Raw genomic sequence first — 15,462 nt, 5'->3', positions numbered from 1 at the left:
CCCTGTGAGTGGGCAGTGTTACGCAAAGCGGTGCTGGCGTCCTGGCGGCGAATTCAGGCTTGCGCGGCGCATTCCAGACAATCGCCTCGCTTGCAGCCGGGCACGCTTTTTTTGTGAGGATGGCCGTAAATGGCGGGCACAAAAAAAGCACCCGAAGGTGCTTTCTTTATCGTCAGGCAGGCTGCACGTCGTGCAACTCACCCTTCATAAATATTGGCGCGGTCACGTAATTCTTTCCCGGGCTTAAAGTGCGGAACGTACTTACCTTCCAGTTCGACTTTATCACCAGTTTTCGGGTTACGTCCGGTGCGAGGTGCTCGATAGTGCAGAGAAAAGCTGCCGAAACCGCGGATTTCAATGCGCTCACCTTGAGCAAGCGTTGAGGCCATATGTTCCAGCATTTCTTTAACAGCATCTTCCACCGCTTTCGCCGGAATGTGAGATTGCTGGCTGGCAAGTCTTTCAATCAATTCTGACTTGGTCATTATTCCTCCGGTTTCCTTCAAGGCAAAAATTAGCTAACAGCTTAAACAAGGGCGGCCGTAGCCGCCCTTTGTGCTTGATTACAGGACGAATCCTGCAATCTGTCAAGTAAACTCGTCGCTATTCAGGTTGTTATTACCTGAATGACAAAGATTACTCGCCTTTCGCTGCTTTGAACGCTTCAGCCATAGCGTTGTTGGAGAAGTTCGCGTCTTCCTGCTTGTTCACGGTAGCGATAGCGTCTTTTTCTTCCGCTTCGTCTTTCGCACGTACAGACAGGCTCACTACGCGGTTCTTACGATCCACGCCGGTGAATTTCGCTTCAACTTCGTCGCCAACGCTCAGAACCAGAGTTGCGTCTTCAACGCGGTCACGGGATGCTTCAGAAGCACGCAGGTAACCTTCTACGCCGTCAGCCAGTTCTACGGTTGCGCCTTTAGCGTCAACTGCAGTCACTTTACCAACAACGATAGCGCCTTTCTTGTTCAGAGCAACGTAGTTGTTGAACGGATCTTCCGCGAGCTGTTTAACGCCCAGGGAGATACGCTCACGCTCTGCGTCAACCTGCAGAACAACTGCTGCGATTTCGTCGCCTTTTTTGTATTCACGAACTGCTTCTTCGCCTGCAACGTTCCAGGAGATGTCAGACAGGTGAACCAGGCCGTCGATGCCGCCGTCCAGGCCGATGAAGATACCGAAGTCAGTGATAGACTTGATTTTACCTTCAACACGGTCGCCCTTGTTGTGGGTTTCCGCGAACTGCTGCCATGGGTTAGATTTGCACTGCTTCAGACCCAGGGAGATACGACGACGCTCTTCGTCGATATCCAGAACCATTACTTCCACAACGTCGCCAACGTTAACAACTTTGGACGGGTGGATGTTTTTGTTGGTCCAATCCATTTCGGAAACGTGAACCAGGCCTTCAACGCCCTCTTCGATTTCAACGAAGCAGCCGTAGTCGGTCAGGTTGGTCACGCGACCGGTCAGTTTGGTACCTTCCGGATAACGTTTAGCGATAGCTACCCACGGATCTTCGCCCAGCTGTTTCAGGCCCAGGGATACACGGGTACGCTCGCGGTCGAACTTCAGCACTTTAACAGTGATTTCGTCGCCAACGTTTACGATTTCGCTCGGATGCTTAACGCGTTTCCAGGCCATATCGGTGATGTGCAGCAGGCCGTCAACGCCGCCCAGATCAACGAATGCACCGTAGTCAGTGAGGTTCTTAACGATACCTTTGACTTCCATGCCTTCCTGCAGGTTTTCCAGCAGCTGATCGCGCTCTGCGCTGTTTTCGGATTCGATAACGGCACGACGAGAAACAACAACGTTGTTACGCTTCTGGTCCAGCTTGATGACTTTGAACTCAAGCTCTTTGCCTTCCAGGTGCAGCGTGTCGCGCACCGGACGAACGTCTACCAGGGAACCCGGCAGGAACGCACGAATACCGTTCAGCTCAACAGTGAAGCCACCTTTAACTTTGCCGTTGATAACACCGGTAACAGTTTCAGCGTCTTCGTAAGCTTTTTCCAGCGTGATCCAAGCTTCGTGACGTTTAGCTTTCTCACGGGACAGCAGAGTTTCACCGAAGCCGTCTTCTACTGCATCCAGAGCAACGTCAACTTCGTCACCAACCTGGATTTCCAGCTCGCCCTGGGCGTTTTTGAACTGCTCAGCCGGGATGGCGGACTCAGATTTCAGACCGGCGTCAACCAGTACTACGTCTTTGTCGATAGCAACAACAACACCACGAACGATGGAACCCGGGCGGGTTTCGATTTCTTTTAAGGATTCTTCAAACAGTTGAGCAAAAGATTCAGTCATGTTTAATCTTCAGGTTAATATTAACGTCCACCTGGCTCCGTGCCGGATGGGGTTGTTTCACATACCCGCTGACCATCCATTGCCGCGGGGTACTGCTATAATTCGGAGGCTTCGGCGCGTTACCGGTTAAGGCCTACGCAACGGCCAATTTTTCGCGCGCATATTGTAGCGCTTTTTCAATCACTTGCTCAATGTTTAGTTCGGTTGAATCGAGAACTAATGCATCGGCAGCCGGGACAAGCGGCGCCACGGCGCGATTTCGGTCGCGATCGTCACGCTCTTTTATCTCGGACAAAAGACGTTCAAAGTTAACATCAAAGCCCTTTTCCTGCAACTGCCGCATGCGGCGATGCGCCCGCTCGTCGGCCGAGGCATCGAGGAAAATTTTCACCGGCGCGTCCGGGAAAACTACCGTTCCCATATCGCGACCGTCGGCGATAAGCCCTGGCAGTTCGCGGAAGGCGCGCTGGCGGCGCAGCAGCGCTTCGCGAACGCGCGGAAAAGCCGCCACTTTCGAGGCCGCGTTCGCGACCTCCTGAGTGCGAATTTCGCTACTGACATCTTCCCCTTCCAGCACCACTTCCAGGTTGCCGTCAGTAGAAATAAAACGCACGTCAAGATGGGCAGCCAGGGGCACCAGCGCCTCTTCGGACTCCACGTCGACATGATGATGCAGCGCCGCCAGCGCCAGAACGCGGTAGATCGCGCCTGAATCTAACAGATGCCAGCCCAGCGCTTCCGCCATTGCCTTGCACAACGTACCTTTACCCGCACCGCCAGGCCCATCAATGGTGATTACCGNAATATTCGCCGTCATCTTTTTCTCCTTCAGCAAGGCGCATGGAATATAAACGCCGCGCATTATACGCATCAATACGCCGGAAAGTGAGCATTGCTTGTAAATTACGGACTACAGGAAATGAAAAGCAGAAGTTTTGCGCAATTATAGCGGGCTGACAGGACATCAGCCCGCGGGATGACATAGTTTTACTCAGGCGAGGGTACTGATCCGCGCCAGCTGCTCAAAGTAGTCAGGGAACGTTTTGGCCGTACATTTGGGATCAAGGATGGTCACCGGCGTATCAGACAGCGCTACCAGCGAGAAGCACATCGCCATCCGGTGGTCGTTATAGGTGCCGATTTCTGCGTACTTCAACTTTGCCGGCGGGGTGATGCGGATATAATCTTCCCCCTCTTCCACCTCGGCGCCCACTTTACGCAGCTCGGTCGCCATGGCGAACAGACGGTCCGTCTCCTTGACCCGCCAGTTGTAGATATTGCGCAGGGTAGTGGTCCCTTGCGCGAACAGCGCGGCGGTGGCGATGGTCATCGCGGCGTCCGGGATATGGTTCATATCCATATCGACCGCCTTGAGCTCGCCGTGGGTGCAGGCGATGAAATCGTCGCCCCAGGTGACGGTGGCGCCCATTTTCTCCAGTACGTCGGCGAAACGAATGTCGCCCTGTACGCTGTTGCGGCCGATACCGGTGACTTTTACCGTGCCGCCCTTAATGGCGCCAGCGGCGAGGAAATACGAGGCCGAGGAAGCATCGCCTTCCACCAGGTAATCTCCCGGCGACTGATACTGCTGCTTGCCGCGCACCACAAATCGCTGATAAGACTGATTGTCCACCTCAACGCCGAAGGTTTTCATCAGGTGCAGCGTAATGTCGATATAGGGTTTCGACACCAGATCGCCCTTAATGACGATGACGGTATCCTGCGGCGCCAGCGGCGCGGTCATCAGCAGCGCGGTCAGGAACTGGCTGGAGACGCTGCCGTCAACCTCGACGTTGCCGCCCTGAAAACCGCCGCGCAGGCGCAGCGGTGGATAATTTTCCTGCTCCAGATAGTCGATCTGAGCGCCGCCCTGACGCAGGGCATCCACCAGATGGCCGATCGGACGCTCTTTCATCCGCGGTTCGCCGGTCAGCACGATATCGTTGCTGCCAAGGCACAGAGCCGCCGCCAGCGGACGCATCGCGGTACCGGCGTTGCCAAGGAACAGCTCCAGCGCCGCGGCAGAGCGCAACGGGCCGCCGTTGCCGGTCACTTCGCAGCGGGTGCGGTCGGCAGACAGGGTATATTGAACCCCCAGCGCACTCAGGGCATTCAGCATATGGCGCACATCGTCGCTGTCCAGCAGGTTGGTCAGCACCGTCGTGCCGCGGGCCAGGGCAGCCAGCAGCAGCGCGCGGTTGGAGACGCTTTTCGAACCTGGCAGGTTCACGGTGCCCTCTACGCGTGCGATGGGTTGTAACGTCAGGGATTCCATCAAACTTCACTCTCAAACAAACAGAATAAAAACCCCGCAGACAGGCCGCGGGGAGGAAGAAAGAAACAGGCGATTAACCGTGGCGGCGTTCGAAGTCCAGCATAAAGTCGGTTAACGCCTTCACGCCGTCCAGCGGCATGGCGTTGTAGATGGAAGCACGCATGCCGCCCACCACCCGGTGGCCCTTCAGCGCGTGCAGCCCGGCAGCAAACGACTCTTCGAGGAACAGTTTGTCCAGGGCGCTGTCCGCCAGCTGGAACGGTACGTTCATACGCGAACGGTTGGCCTGCGCCACATCGTTACGATAGAAGCCGCTGTTATCGATCACGCCGTAGAGCAGTTCGGCTTTCTGCTGGTTGATTTTATCCATCGCGGCAACCCCGCCCTGCTGTTTCAGCCACTTAAACACCAGTCCAGCCAGATACCATGCGAACGTCGGCGGTGTGTTAAACATCGAGTCATTCTCGCTTAACACGGTGTAGTCAAGAATTGACGGGCAGGCCACGCTGGCTTTGCCCAGCAGATCTTCACGCACGATGACCAGCGTCAGCCCAGCCGGACCGATATTCTTCTGCGCGCCGGCGTAGATTACGCCGAAGCGGTTGACGTCAATTTCGCGGGAAAGAATGGTGGAGGAGAAATCGGCGGTCACGATGACGTCGTCGCCGAAGTTCGGCGTCTCATCAATCGCGATACCGTCAATGGTTTCGTTCGGGCAGTAGTGCAGATAGGCCGCCCCCGGGGTCAGCTGCCACTCGCTCATCGGCTTCACAGCGCGCTTGCCGTCGACGGTGATTTTCGCGTCGATAACGTTCGGCGTGCAGTATTTCTTCGCCTCTTTGACCGCGCTGGCCGCCCAGTAGCCGGCGTCCACATAGTCAGCGACCTTTTTATCGCCGAGGATGTTCAGCGGGATCCCGGCGAACTGGCCGCGGCCGCCGCCGTGGCAGAATAAAACTTTATAGTTGGAAGGGATGTTCAGCAGAGCGCGGAAGTCCTGTTCTGCCTCTTCTGCCACCTGGATAAACTCCTTACCACGGTGACTGATCTCCATGACCGACGTCCCCAGACCGTGCCAGTCGCACAGTTCCTGCTGCGCCAGTTTGAGTACTTCCGCCGGCAGCATTGCCGGGCCCGAACTGAAGTTATAGACCTGAGCCATTTCCCCTCACCACGTTGCTATGTTGTTTTGCCCGCGAACCGCCGCGGGCATAAGTTATTCCTGTGGCTATCGGTTTTATCATTCAGTGACAAGGTCCGCAATGGCTAAAACTCGCCGACGGTAAAACGCGGCCGCCGTCACACAACAGAATCTATCGGCTTGACGTAATAAAACCGACATATTTGCTGTCAGGTAAGCCGTTTCGCCCGGCTGGCCTTCGACCATTCTGCATTTGCGCAGCGCGGACATATTCGTTTTTCTCCCGCCTGCATCGCCATTACGATGCTGCAGCGCACGCAGGCATAGATCCCCTCTTGCGGAATGGTGGTATAGCGTGTGGTACAATGCGCTGGAAGGATCGATAATCCGGCCCTCACCTCTTCATCGGGATAATAAAACACGCTGATCTGCCCGTTGGTTTCGAGGATTGCCAGCCGGACCTGGCCAAGCTGCTCGACGCTGTTGACCCGCAGCTCCATAAAAAATTCGAATTCGGTCATGTTTTCCGCATGCAGCTTCTCCCAGGCCAACTGTCCCTCTTCCACCACTACGATAGGTTTCCCCTCCAGTAGATCCTCCAGCTTTTCGCTATGCCCCATCAGCCACATAATGCCGCGATACAGTAGCGCCAGCGTAACGAAGACCACCAGCACCGGCAGCAGCGGCACATCGTCATAAAACGCCACGTCACCCGCCGCCGAGCCGAGGGTCAAAATAATCAGCACCTCGAACAGCGACATCTGCCGCACGCCGCGCCGTCCGGTAATCTTGAGGAAAATAAAGACCAGAACGAAGGTATAGAGGCTGCGCAACGCCACCTCCGCCAGGAATTCCACCGGTACTTTATCGAGCGCCATCCGCTGCCAGTCAAAGGCTTTCATTTTCCATCTCCCTGTGTATTAAAGATGCCTCTAAGCATAGCCAGATGATGGAGATAGCACCTGTCAGATAAAAGCCGTATCATTGCGCGCTTTCCGTACGACAAAAGTGATCGCCATGACCCAAACGTTTATTCCCGGCAAAGATGCCGCCCTGGAAGATTCCATCGCTCGCTTCCAGCAGAAATTGCTCGACCTCGGATTTGATATCGAAGAGGCCTCGTGGCTGAACCCGGTGCCGCACGTGTGGTCCGTTCACATTCGCGATAAAGCGTGCGCGCTGTGCTTTACCAATGGTAAAGGCGCCACCAAAAAGGCAGCCCTGGCCTCCGCGCTGGGCGAATATTTCGAACGTCTGTCCACTAACTATTTCTTCGCCGACTTCTGGTTAGGCGACACTATCGCTAACGGCCCGTTTGTTCACTACCCGAACGAAAAGTGGTTCCCGCTGACTGAGGATGATGAAGTCCCGGAAGGTCTGCTGGATGCCCGCCTGCGCGCGTTCTACGATCCTGACGATCAGTTAACGGCCAGTATGCTGGTGGATCTGCAGTCGGGTAACGATGAGCGCGGCGTGTGCGGTCTGCCTTTTACCCGCCAGTCCGACGGCGAAACCGTCTATATTCCGATGAATATTGTCGGCAACCTGTACGTCTCCAACGGCATGTCCGCCGGTAACACCCGCAACGAAGCGCGGGTACAGGGTCTGTCAGAGGTCTTTGAACGTCACATTAAAAACCGCATCATCGCTGAAAGCATCAGCCTGCCGGAGATCCCGGCGGAAGTCATGGCGCGCTATCCGGGCGTCGTGGAATCGATCGCCAAACTGGAAGCTGAAGGTTTCCCGATCTTTGCCTATGATGGCTCGCTCGGCGGCAAATATCCGGTTATCTGCGTCGTGCTGTTTAACCCGGCTAACGGCACCTGCTTCGCCTCCTTCGGCGCCCACCCGGACTTTGGCGTGGCGCTGGAGCGAACCGTCACCGAACTGCTGCAGGGCCGCAGCCTGAAAGACCTCGATGTCTTCACGCCGCCAACCTTCGATGACGAAGAGGTCGCCGAGCACACGAACCTCGAAACCCACTTTATCGACTCCAGCGGCCTGATCTCCTGGGATATGTTCAAGCAGGACGCCGACTATCCATTCGTTGACTGGAGCTTCTCTGGTACTACCGAAGAAGAGTTCGCCACCCTGATGGCCATCTTCAAGGCCGAAGATAAAGAAGTGTACATCGCCGACTACGAGCACCTGGGCGTTTACGCCTGCCGTATCATCGTCCCGGGGATGTCGGACATATACCCGGCGGAAGACCTGTGGCTGGCGAACAACAGCATGGGCGCTCATCTGCGGGACACCATTCTGTCCCTGCCGGGCAGCGAGTGGGATAAAGAAGATTACCTGGCGCTGATCGAGCAGATGGACGATGAGGGTCTGGATGATTTCACCCGCGTTCGCGAACTGCTGGGGCTCGCCACCGGAAAAGACAACGGCTGGTATACCCTGCGCGTCGGCGAGCTGAAAGCGATGCTGGCCCTGGCCGGCGGCGATCTGGAACAGGCGCTGATCTGGACCGAGTGGACCATGGAATTTAATGCTTCGGTCTTCAGCGCGGAGCGCGCGAACTACTATCGCTGTCTGCAAACCCTGCTGCTGCTGAGCCAGGAAGAAGAGCGTCAGCCGCTGCAGTACCTGAACGCCTTCATCCGTATGTACGGCGCCGACGCGGTCGAAGCCGCCAGCGCGGCGCTGAGCGGGGAAGCGCCGTTCTATGGTCTCCAGGCGGTCGATAGCGATCTGCAGGCCTTCCCGGCCCATCAGTCGCTGCTGAAAGCCTATGAAAAACTGCAGCGGGCGAAAGCGGCGTTTTGGGCAAAATAAGCCCAGCTTGCGCCATCGTTCATGCTTACAACGGAGCCCTCAGCGGCTCCGTTATTTAACCCTGAGAAAGCGCCTCCTATAATTTGTAGTTGTAAAGTTAATTAATGTTAAATAACGCCATTTCATCATTTATCAATTGTTAAATTTAATAAAAATACTCCATTTTAATNAACTCAAAAANGGGGGTAAAAAAGAAAAAATTCAACATTATCTATAAAATTTAAAAATTATTTTCTCTATACATTTCATTGGCTTACTGATAATTTCAATAAAAACCACACACTAAAAAGGCATATAGTTCCGGTGAGATATGATCTATATCAATTTCCCTTCTATAATGCTTTGTTAGTATCTCACCGCCAACTTATATAAAGAGAGAGTTAGTGTGAAAGCTGACAACCCTTTTGATCTTTTGCTCCCTGCCGCGATGGCGAAAGTCGCCGAAGAAGCAGGTGTCTATAAAGCAACGAAGCATCCGATGAAGACGTTTTATCTGGCGATCACCGCTGGCGTTTTCATCTCCATCGCTTTCGTATTCTATATCACCGCGACCACCGGCACTGCCGCGATGCCTTATGGGATTGCCAAACTTATCGGTGGGATCTGTTTTTCTCTGGGTCTGATTCTGTGCGTTATCTGCGGCGCTGACCTCTTTACCTCTACGGTACTGATCGTGGTGGCCAAAGCCAGCGGTCGAATTACCTGGGGGCAACTGGCAAAAAACTGGCTCAACGTCTATTTTGGTAACCTGGTGGGCGCGCTGCTGTTTGTGCTGCTGATGTGGTTATCAGGCGAATATATGACTGCCAACGGCGGCTGGGGGCTAAACGTTCTGCAGACCGCCGACCACAAAATGCACCATACTTTTGTGGAGGCCGTGAGCCTGGGTATCCTCGCTAACCTGATGGTTTGTCTCGCCGTATGGATGAGCTATTCCGGTCGTAGCCTGATGGATAAAGCGATGATCATGGTCCTGCCGGTAGCGATGTTCGTTGCCAGCGGCTTTGAGCACAGCATCGCCAACATGTTTATGATCCCGATGGGTATCGTAATCCGCAACTTTGCAAGCCCGGAATTCTGGACCGCCATCGGTTCGACTCCGGAAAGTTTCTCTCACTTGACCGTTATGAACTTCATCACTGATAACCTGATTCCGGTAACTATCGGGAACATTATCGGCGGGGGTCTGCTGGTCGGGTTGACATACTGGGTCATTTACCTGCGTGGCAACGACCATCACTAAGGGTTGTTTCAGGCAGTAAATAAAAAATCCACTTAAGAAGGTAGGTGTTACATGTCCGAGCTTAATGAAAAGTTAGCCACAGCCTGGGAAGGTTTTACGAAAGGTGACTGGCAGAATGAAGTCAACGTCCGTGACTTTATTCAGAAAAACTACACCCCATATGAAGGCGACGAATCCTTCCTGGCTGGCGCGACTGAAGCGACCACCAAGCTGTGGGACACCGTAATGGAAGGTGTAAAACAGGAAAACCGCACTCACGCGCCTGTTGATTTTGACACTGCCCTGGCTTCCACCATCACCTCTCACGACGCGGGCTATATCGAGAAAGGTCTGGAAAAAATCGTTGGTCTGCAGACCGAAGCGCCGCTGAAACGTGCGATCATCCCGTTCGGTGGTATCAAAATGGTTGAAGGTTCCTGCAAAGCGTATAATCGCGAGCTGGACCCGATGCTGAAAAAAATCTTCACAGAGTACCGTAAAACTCACAACCAGGGCGTTTTCGACGTCTATACCCCGGACATCCTGCGCTGCCGTAAATCCGGCGTGCTGACGGGTCTGCCGGATGCTTACGGTCGTGGTCGTATCATCGGTGACTACCGTCGCGTTGCGCTGTACGGTATCGACTTCCTGATGAAAGACAAATTCGCCCAGTTCAACTCTCTGCAAGCGAAACTGGAAAGCGGCGAAGACCTGGAAGCGACCATCCGTCTGCGTGAAGAAATCGCTGAACAACACCGCGCACTGGGCCAGATCAAAGAGATGGCCGCTAAATATGGCTATGACATCTCCGGTCCGGCGACCACCGCTCAGGAAGCGATTCAGTGGACCTACTTCGGTTACCTGGCTGCCGTGAAATCTCAGAACGGCGCGGCAATGTCCTTCGGTCGTACCTCCAGCTTCCTGGATATCTACATCGAGCGTGACCTGCAGGCGGGTAAAATCACCGAGCAAGACGCGCAGGAAATGGTTGACCACCTGGTCATGAAACTGCGTATGGTTCGCTTCCTGCGTACCCCGGAATATGATGAACTGTTCTCCGGCGACCCGATTTGGGCAACGGAATCCATCGGCGGTATGGGCGTTGACGGCCGTACTCTGGTGACCAAAAACAGCTTCCGCTTCCTGAACACCCTGTACACCATGGGGCCGTCTCCGGAGCCGAACATTACTATCCTGTGGTCTGAAAAACTGCCGCTGAGCTTCAAGAAATTCGCCGCTAAAGTGTCCATCGATACCTCTTCTCTGCAGTATGAGAACGATGACCTGATGCGTCCGGACTTCAACAACGACGACTACGCTATCGCATGCTGCGTAAGCCCGATGGTTGTTGGTAAGCAAATGCAGTTCTTCGGCGCTCGCGCTAACCTCGCGAAAACCATGCTGTACGCTATCAACGGCGGCGTGGATGAAAAACTGAAAATGCAGGTTGGTCCGAAATCTGAACCGATCAAAGGCGACGTCCTGAACTTCGACGAAGTAATGGATCGCATGGATCACTTCATGGACTGGCTGGCTAAACAGTACGTCACCGCGCTGAACATCATCCACTACATGCACGACAAGTACAGCTACGAAGCCTCTCTGATGGCGCTGCACGACCGTGACGTTATCCGCACCATGGCGTGTGGTATCGCTGGTCTGTCCGTTGCTGCTGACTCCCTGTCTGCTATCAAATATGCGAAAGTTAAACCGATTCGTGACGAAGACGGTCTGGCTATCGACTTCGAAATCGAAGGCGAATACCCGCAGTTTGGTAACAACGACCCTCGCGTCGATGACATGGCCGTTGACCTGGTTGAACGTTTCATGAAGAAAATTCAGAAACTGCACACCTACCGCAACGCTATCCCGACTCAGTCTGTTCTGACCATCACCTCTAACGTGGTGTACGGTAAGAAAACCGGTAATACCCCAGACGGTCGTCGCGCTGGCGCGCCGTTCGGTCCAGGTGCTAACCCGATGCACGGCCGTGACCAGAAAGGCGCAGTAGCCTCTCTGACCTCCGTCGCTAAACTGCCGTTTGCTTACGCGAAAGATGGTATCTCTTATACCTTCTCTATCGTGCCGAACGCGCTGGGTAAAGACGACGAAGTTCGTAAGACCAACCTGGCGGGTCTGATGGATGGTTACTTCCATCACGAAGCGTCCATCGAAGGTGGTCAGCACCTGAACGTGAACGTCATGAACCGCGAAATGCTGCTCGACGCGATGGAAAACCCGGAAAAATATCCGCAGCTGACCATCCGTGTATCTGGCTACGCCGTACGTTTTAACTCCCTGACCAAAGAACAGCAGCAGGATGTTATTACCCGTACCTTCACTCAGACCATGTAATTCCCTGTCTGACTGAAAAGGCGTACAATAAAGGCCCCACATCAGTGGGGCCTTTTTAACAAGCATTCCCCGCCCCAGCCTGCTTTGCCAGTTATCTATACTTTGGGTACCTGTCAAAACAGACTCGACGCAGCCGCGGAGCTGCGCACCAACACGGCCCCGGATGGGCCACATCTGGAGAAAACACCGCAATGTCAGTTATTGGTCGCATTCACTCCTTTGAATCCTGTGGCACCGTTGATGGCCCGGGCATCCGCTTTATTACCTTTTTCCAGGGCTGCCTGATGCGCTGCCTGTACTGCCATAACCGTGACACCTGGGATACCCACGGCGGCAAAGAAATCACCGTTGAAGAATTAATGAAAGAGGTGGTGACCTATCGTCACTTTATGAATGCTTCCGGCGGCGGCGTCACCGCCTCGGGCGGTGAGGCGATCCTGCAGGCGGAGTTTGTTCGCGACTGGTTCCGCGCGTGTAAGAAAGAAGGCATCCACACCTGCCTGGATACCAACGGCTTCGTACGTCGCTACGATCCGGTTATCGACGAGCTGCTGGAGGTAACAGACCTGGTGATGCTGGATCTCAAGCAGATGAACGATGAGATTCACCAGAACCTGGTCGGCGTCTCTAACCATCGTACGCTGGAATTCGCCCAGTATCTGGCGAAGAAGAATATCAATGTCTGGATCCGCTACGTGGTGGTTCCCGGCTGGTCAGACGATGATGATTCCGCGCACCGCCTGGGCGAATTTACCCGCGATATGGGCAATGTCGAAAAAATCGAGCTGCTGCCCTACCATGAGCTGGGTAAACACAAATGGGTAGCGATGGGCGAAGAGTACAAGCTGGACGGCGTCCATCCGCCGAAGAAAGAGACCATGGAGCGGGTAAAAGGCATCCTTGAGCAGTATGGTCACAAAGTAATGTACTAATCCCGCCCGGGCCGGTGATGCGCTTATGCCGGCCTGCAACGGCGTGGGAAGCTGTGTCCGCCCCGCCGTTTCATTCTCATGAAAAACGACTTGTCCTCTCTGCGGCAGAAAGCCTATGCGATTGCAGCAGATGATGCGCAGCATGCGCTGCGCGTTGCAGGGTCAGGCGTGCGCCACCGGCGTCGGATGATGCCCGGCTTTGCGCAGCAGGGTCAGCAGATAGATAAACGACACGCTGGCGATCATGATAAACAGCAGGTTGTCTGAGAAGTTCTGCATCAGCATCGCCGTCAGGGTCGGGCCCAGCAGGCTGCCGATGGTATAGCTCATCAGCAGCGCCTGATTCATCGCCACCAGCTGATGGTGCTCCACTTTTTCACAGGCCCAGGCCATCGCCACCGGATACAGCGTGAAACCAGATGCCCCAAGCACAAACAGCGCCGGGGCCATTGCCGCCTGACTAAGCATCGCCAGACATCCCAGAATGACCACAAAGACCTGTACCCGCAGCACCAGCAGGCGACCGTAGCGGTCTGCCAGGCGCCCTACCGGCCACTGGCCGAGGATCCCCGCACTCACCATCACCGCCATCCAGAAGCCGATGCCGGAGTCGCTGACGCCCTGATGGTTCAGCCACAGCGGCATCAGGCCATACAGCGAGCCGAGGACAATCCCCGAAATAATACAGCCATTGACCCCGTGGCGCGCCTGGCGCAGCTTCAGCATCGGCCAGATACGTACCGTTTCATGCGGTTCTTCTGCCTGCCCCATAATGCGGGTAAACAGCAACGGCAGGATCGCCGCCAGCGCCAGGCCGGTCACCCACGGCAGGACGCTCATTAAATCGGTGGGTAATTTACTGACCATCAGCTGGCCCAGTACGGTACCGACGTAATAGACCATCATGTACGCCGCCAGCAGACGACCGCGACTGCGGGAAGTGCCGCTGCAAACCAGCGCGCTTTCCACCACCACCCAGATCATCGCGCAACCTACGCCGGCGATAAAACGCCAGCTCAGCCATGTCCAGAAGCCAACGGTGATCCCCAGCCCTACGCAGCCGACGGCGAAAATTAACGATGCGAGATAATAGCTACGGTTAAACCCCAGGCGCTTGATCACCCAGCCGGCCAGCAACGTACCGGCCAGGTTGCCGGTAAAATAGGATGACCCCACCATGCCGACCTGCCAGGTTGGCATGTTTTCATGGGCGAGCCAGAGCGGGACGAGCGTATTCAGCACCGCTATCGCCAGGGTCAATAAAAGCAGGCCACAGAGCAGCATTTGCACTGGCCGGGTGTAGATGGTCATGGGTAAAAACCGTGAGGAATGTTCAGATCGCGAGCGCATCATGCCACTGCTAAAAACATTGTCAATCCACCTGAAATCAGGCGTGACGCGGTTTTGTCGGCTACGATAGAAGTTTTTTATCCAGAGGATGGAAAAAGGTGAGACAACAGATAATACGCTATTGTTTTTGCTGGTTTATTAATAAATGCCGAAGTTAATTTCAGTTGAAAAATTTCATCTATCGACAGCACGTTTTCATCATGCCGGTGGTTAGGCACCGGCATGATGGAGGTAGTTAACTGGCGACAGCCATCCCAACGGTCATATGCAGGCCATAGAATACGCCGCGGCCGATCATCTCTCCCGCCAGTATCAGAACAAAGGCCAGGCCGAGCAGCGAGACCGCCGGTTTGCGGCCGCGAATCTGCGGCACGCACCAGCAGGCCAGGGCCAGCGCCAGCAGCACCACGCGCCAGGCCATAAGCAACCCGTAATCCGGCACCAGGGCGGAGGCCTGCTGAACTGAGCTGCGGATGGTGGCAAGTTCACTTCCCTGCATCACGACCACCATAATACTGACCAGCAGCGCCAGCAAACTAACCACCGGCAGCAGGCGCAGCGCCCAACCATCGACGCCTGCGACGCGCAGCAGCAGGTAGCCCAGCAGTGGACCGCCGATAAACAGCGTCAGGAAGAAGCTCAGCGGTGTCCAAACGGTGTACCAGGTCGGCACCGTGTCGATGGTGTTGTACACCCGCACCATCATCCACACGAAAATCACGCCCAGCACCATGGTCACCACCAGCCACAGGCTCCGCAGGCCGGCAGGCAGCTTTTTGCACACGGCCAGCAGCCAGCCAATTCCGCCGACGGCGAAGAAGATCGCCCCGCTGGCTATTTCATTACTCAGCGACGAGGCTCCCACGCGATTCAGCGAATTAAAGGCCCGCAGCGGCGAGCCAAGGTGCATCGTCGAGGCAATAAACCCGATCCCCATCAATACCCACAGTCCGAGCATGCTGCCCACCACGCGCTGCTCCTGCTCACGGGAAAGCTTGCCTGTCATCAGCGCCAGCGCCAGAACAATAAAGCCGCCTACGACGCACTGGCCGAATACCGTAAAGACCATCAGCGGCCATTCATGCCATCCGTTTCCCAT

Annotated in this window: 12 protein-coding genes; 4 read left to right on the top strand and 8 right to left on the bottom strand. The window is 55.1% G+C overall.

What is annotated here, in order from left to right; genetic code table 11:
- Positions 1-197: 197 nt before the first annotated feature.
- The 6 genes from ihfB to VZP09_RS04805 form a co-directional block, all read right to left on the bottom strand.
- Positions 198-485 (bottom strand): integration host factor subunit beta, encoded by a 288-nt coding sequence (gene ihfB, locus VZP09_RS04830; protein WP_002898165.1) that lies wholly within the window; start codon positions 483-485, stop codon positions 198-200.
- A 151-nt stretch (positions 486-636) separates the two neighbouring features.
- Complete coding sequence (gene rpsA, locus VZP09_RS04825) at positions 637-2,310, bottom strand: 30S ribosomal protein S1 (RefSeq protein ID WP_002898162.1); 1,674 nt, start codon at positions 2,308-2,310, stop codon at positions 637-639.
- A 133-nt stretch (positions 2,311-2,443) separates the two neighbouring features.
- Positions 2,444-3,127, bottom strand: coding sequence for a (d)CMP kinase (cmk, locus tag VZP09_RS04820; protein ID WP_328794935.1), 684 nt, complete (start codon positions 3,125-3,127; stop codon positions 2,444-2,446).
- 174 nt (positions 3,128-3,301) lie between these two features.
- Entirely contained in the window at positions 3,302-4,585 is a 1,284-nt protein-coding gene (gene aroA, locus VZP09_RS04815; RefSeq protein ID WP_002898157.1) for a 3-phosphoshikimate 1-carboxyvinyltransferase, read from the bottom strand.
- 73 nt (positions 4,586-4,658) lie between these two features.
- Positions 4,659-5,747 (bottom strand): 3-phosphoserine/phosphohydroxythreonine transaminase, encoded by a 1,089-nt coding sequence (gene serC / locus VZP09_RS04810; protein WP_002898155.1) that lies wholly within the window; start codon positions 5,745-5,747, stop codon positions 4,659-4,661.
- 188 nt (positions 5,748-5,935) lie between these two features.
- Positions 5,936-6,628, bottom strand: a complete 693-nt coding sequence (locus VZP09_RS04805; RefSeq protein WP_002898152.1) for a DUF421 domain-containing protein — start codon at positions 6,626-6,628, stop codon at positions 5,936-5,938.
- A 115-nt stretch (positions 6,629-6,743) separates the two neighbouring features.
- Here VZP09_RS04805 and ycaO point away from each other — a divergent pair, with 115 nt between their 5' ends.
- The 4 genes from ycaO to pflA all read left to right on the top strand — a co-directional run bounded on the left by ycaO (position 6,744) and on the right by pflA (position 13,013).
- Positions 6,744-8,504, top strand: a complete 1,761-nt coding sequence (ycaO, locus tag VZP09_RS04800; protein ID WP_032415649.1) for a 30S ribosomal protein S12 methylthiotransferase accessory factor YcaO — start codon at positions 6,744-6,746, stop codon at positions 8,502-8,504.
- Between the two features lie 385 nt (positions 8,505-8,889).
- Positions 8,890-9,747 (top strand): formate transporter FocA, encoded by an 858-nt coding sequence (gene focA, locus VZP09_RS04795; RefSeq protein ID WP_002898150.1) that lies wholly within the window; start codon positions 8,890-8,892, stop codon positions 9,745-9,747.
- A gap of 51 nt (positions 9,748-9,798) precedes the next feature.
- Complete coding sequence (gene pflB, locus VZP09_RS04790; RefSeq protein ID WP_023328691.1) at positions 9,799-12,081, top strand: formate C-acetyltransferase; 2,283 nt, start codon at positions 9,799-9,801, stop codon at positions 12,079-12,081.
- 191 nt (positions 12,082-12,272) lie between these two features.
- Complete coding sequence (pflA, locus tag VZP09_RS04785) at positions 12,273-13,013, top strand: pyruvate formate lyase 1-activating protein (RefSeq protein ID WP_002898145.1); 741 nt, start codon at positions 12,273-12,275, stop codon at positions 13,011-13,013.
- Positions 13,014-13,175: 162 nt separating this feature from the next.
- Here pflA and VZP09_RS04780 read toward each other — a convergent pair whose 3' ends face one another.
- Together VZP09_RS04780 and VZP09_RS04775 are read right to left on the bottom strand one after the other, a co-directional pair.
- The gene (locus VZP09_RS04780; protein WP_004150843.1) at positions 13,176-14,324 is read right to left on the bottom strand and encodes an MFS transporter; all 1,149 of its coding nucleotides are present in this window, start codon (positions 14,322-14,324) and stop codon (positions 13,176-13,178) included.
- A 274-nt stretch (positions 14,325-14,598) separates the two neighbouring features.
- On the bottom strand, positions 14,599-15,462 hold the full coding sequence (locus VZP09_RS04775) for a dimethyl sulfoxide reductase anchor subunit family protein (protein WP_004183542.1): 864 nt from the start codon (positions 15,460-15,462) through the stop codon (positions 14,599-14,601).

The sequence above is a fragment of the Klebsiella sp. EMBS2024 genome, assembly GCF_036233805.1.
GTDB lineage: Bacteria > Pseudomonadota > Gammaproteobacteria > Enterobacterales > Enterobacteriaceae > Klebsiella > Klebsiella pneumoniae.
The sequence above is the reverse complement of the archived record's forward strand: the minus strand, read 5'-3'. Positions and strand labels throughout refer to the sequence as shown.

Bases quoted from the DNA above. Each gene is read 5' to 3' on its own strand.
- ihfB (WP_002898165.1), bottom strand. From the start codon at position 485: ATGACCAAGTCAGAATTGATTGAAAGACTTGCCAGCCAGCAATCTCAC.
- rpsA (WP_002898162.1), bottom strand. From the start codon at position 2,310: ATGACTGAATCTTTTGCTCAACTGTTTGAAGAATCCTTAAAAGAAATC.
- aroA (WP_002898157.1), bottom strand. From the start codon at position 4,585: ATGGAATCCCTGACGTTACAACCCATCGCACGCGTAGAGGGCACCGTG.
- serC (WP_002898155.1), bottom strand. From the start codon at position 5,747: ATGGCTCAGGTCTATAACTTCAGTTCGGGCCCGGCAATGCTGCCGGCG.
- VZP09_RS04805 (WP_002898152.1), bottom strand. From the start codon at position 6,628: ATGAAAGCCTTTGACTGGCAGCGGATGGCGCTCGATAAAGTACCGGTG.
- ycaO (WP_032415649.1), top strand. From the start codon at position 6,744: ATGACCCAAACGTTTATTCCCGGCAAAGATGCCGCCCTGGAAGATTCC.
- pflB (WP_023328691.1), top strand. From the start codon at position 9,799: ATGTCCGAGCTTAATGAAAAGTTAGCCACAGCCTGGGAAGGTTTTACG.
- pflA (WP_002898145.1), top strand. From the start codon at position 12,273: ATGTCAGTTATTGGTCGCATTCACTCCTTTGAATCCTGTGGCACCGTT.
- VZP09_RS04780 (WP_004150843.1), bottom strand. From the start codon at position 14,324: ATGACCATCTACACCCGGCCAGTGCAAATGCTGCTCTGTGGCCTGCTT.
- VZP09_RS04775 (WP_004183542.1), bottom strand. From the start codon at position 15,462: ATGGGAAACGGATGGCATGAATGGCCGCTGATGGTCTTTACGGTATTC.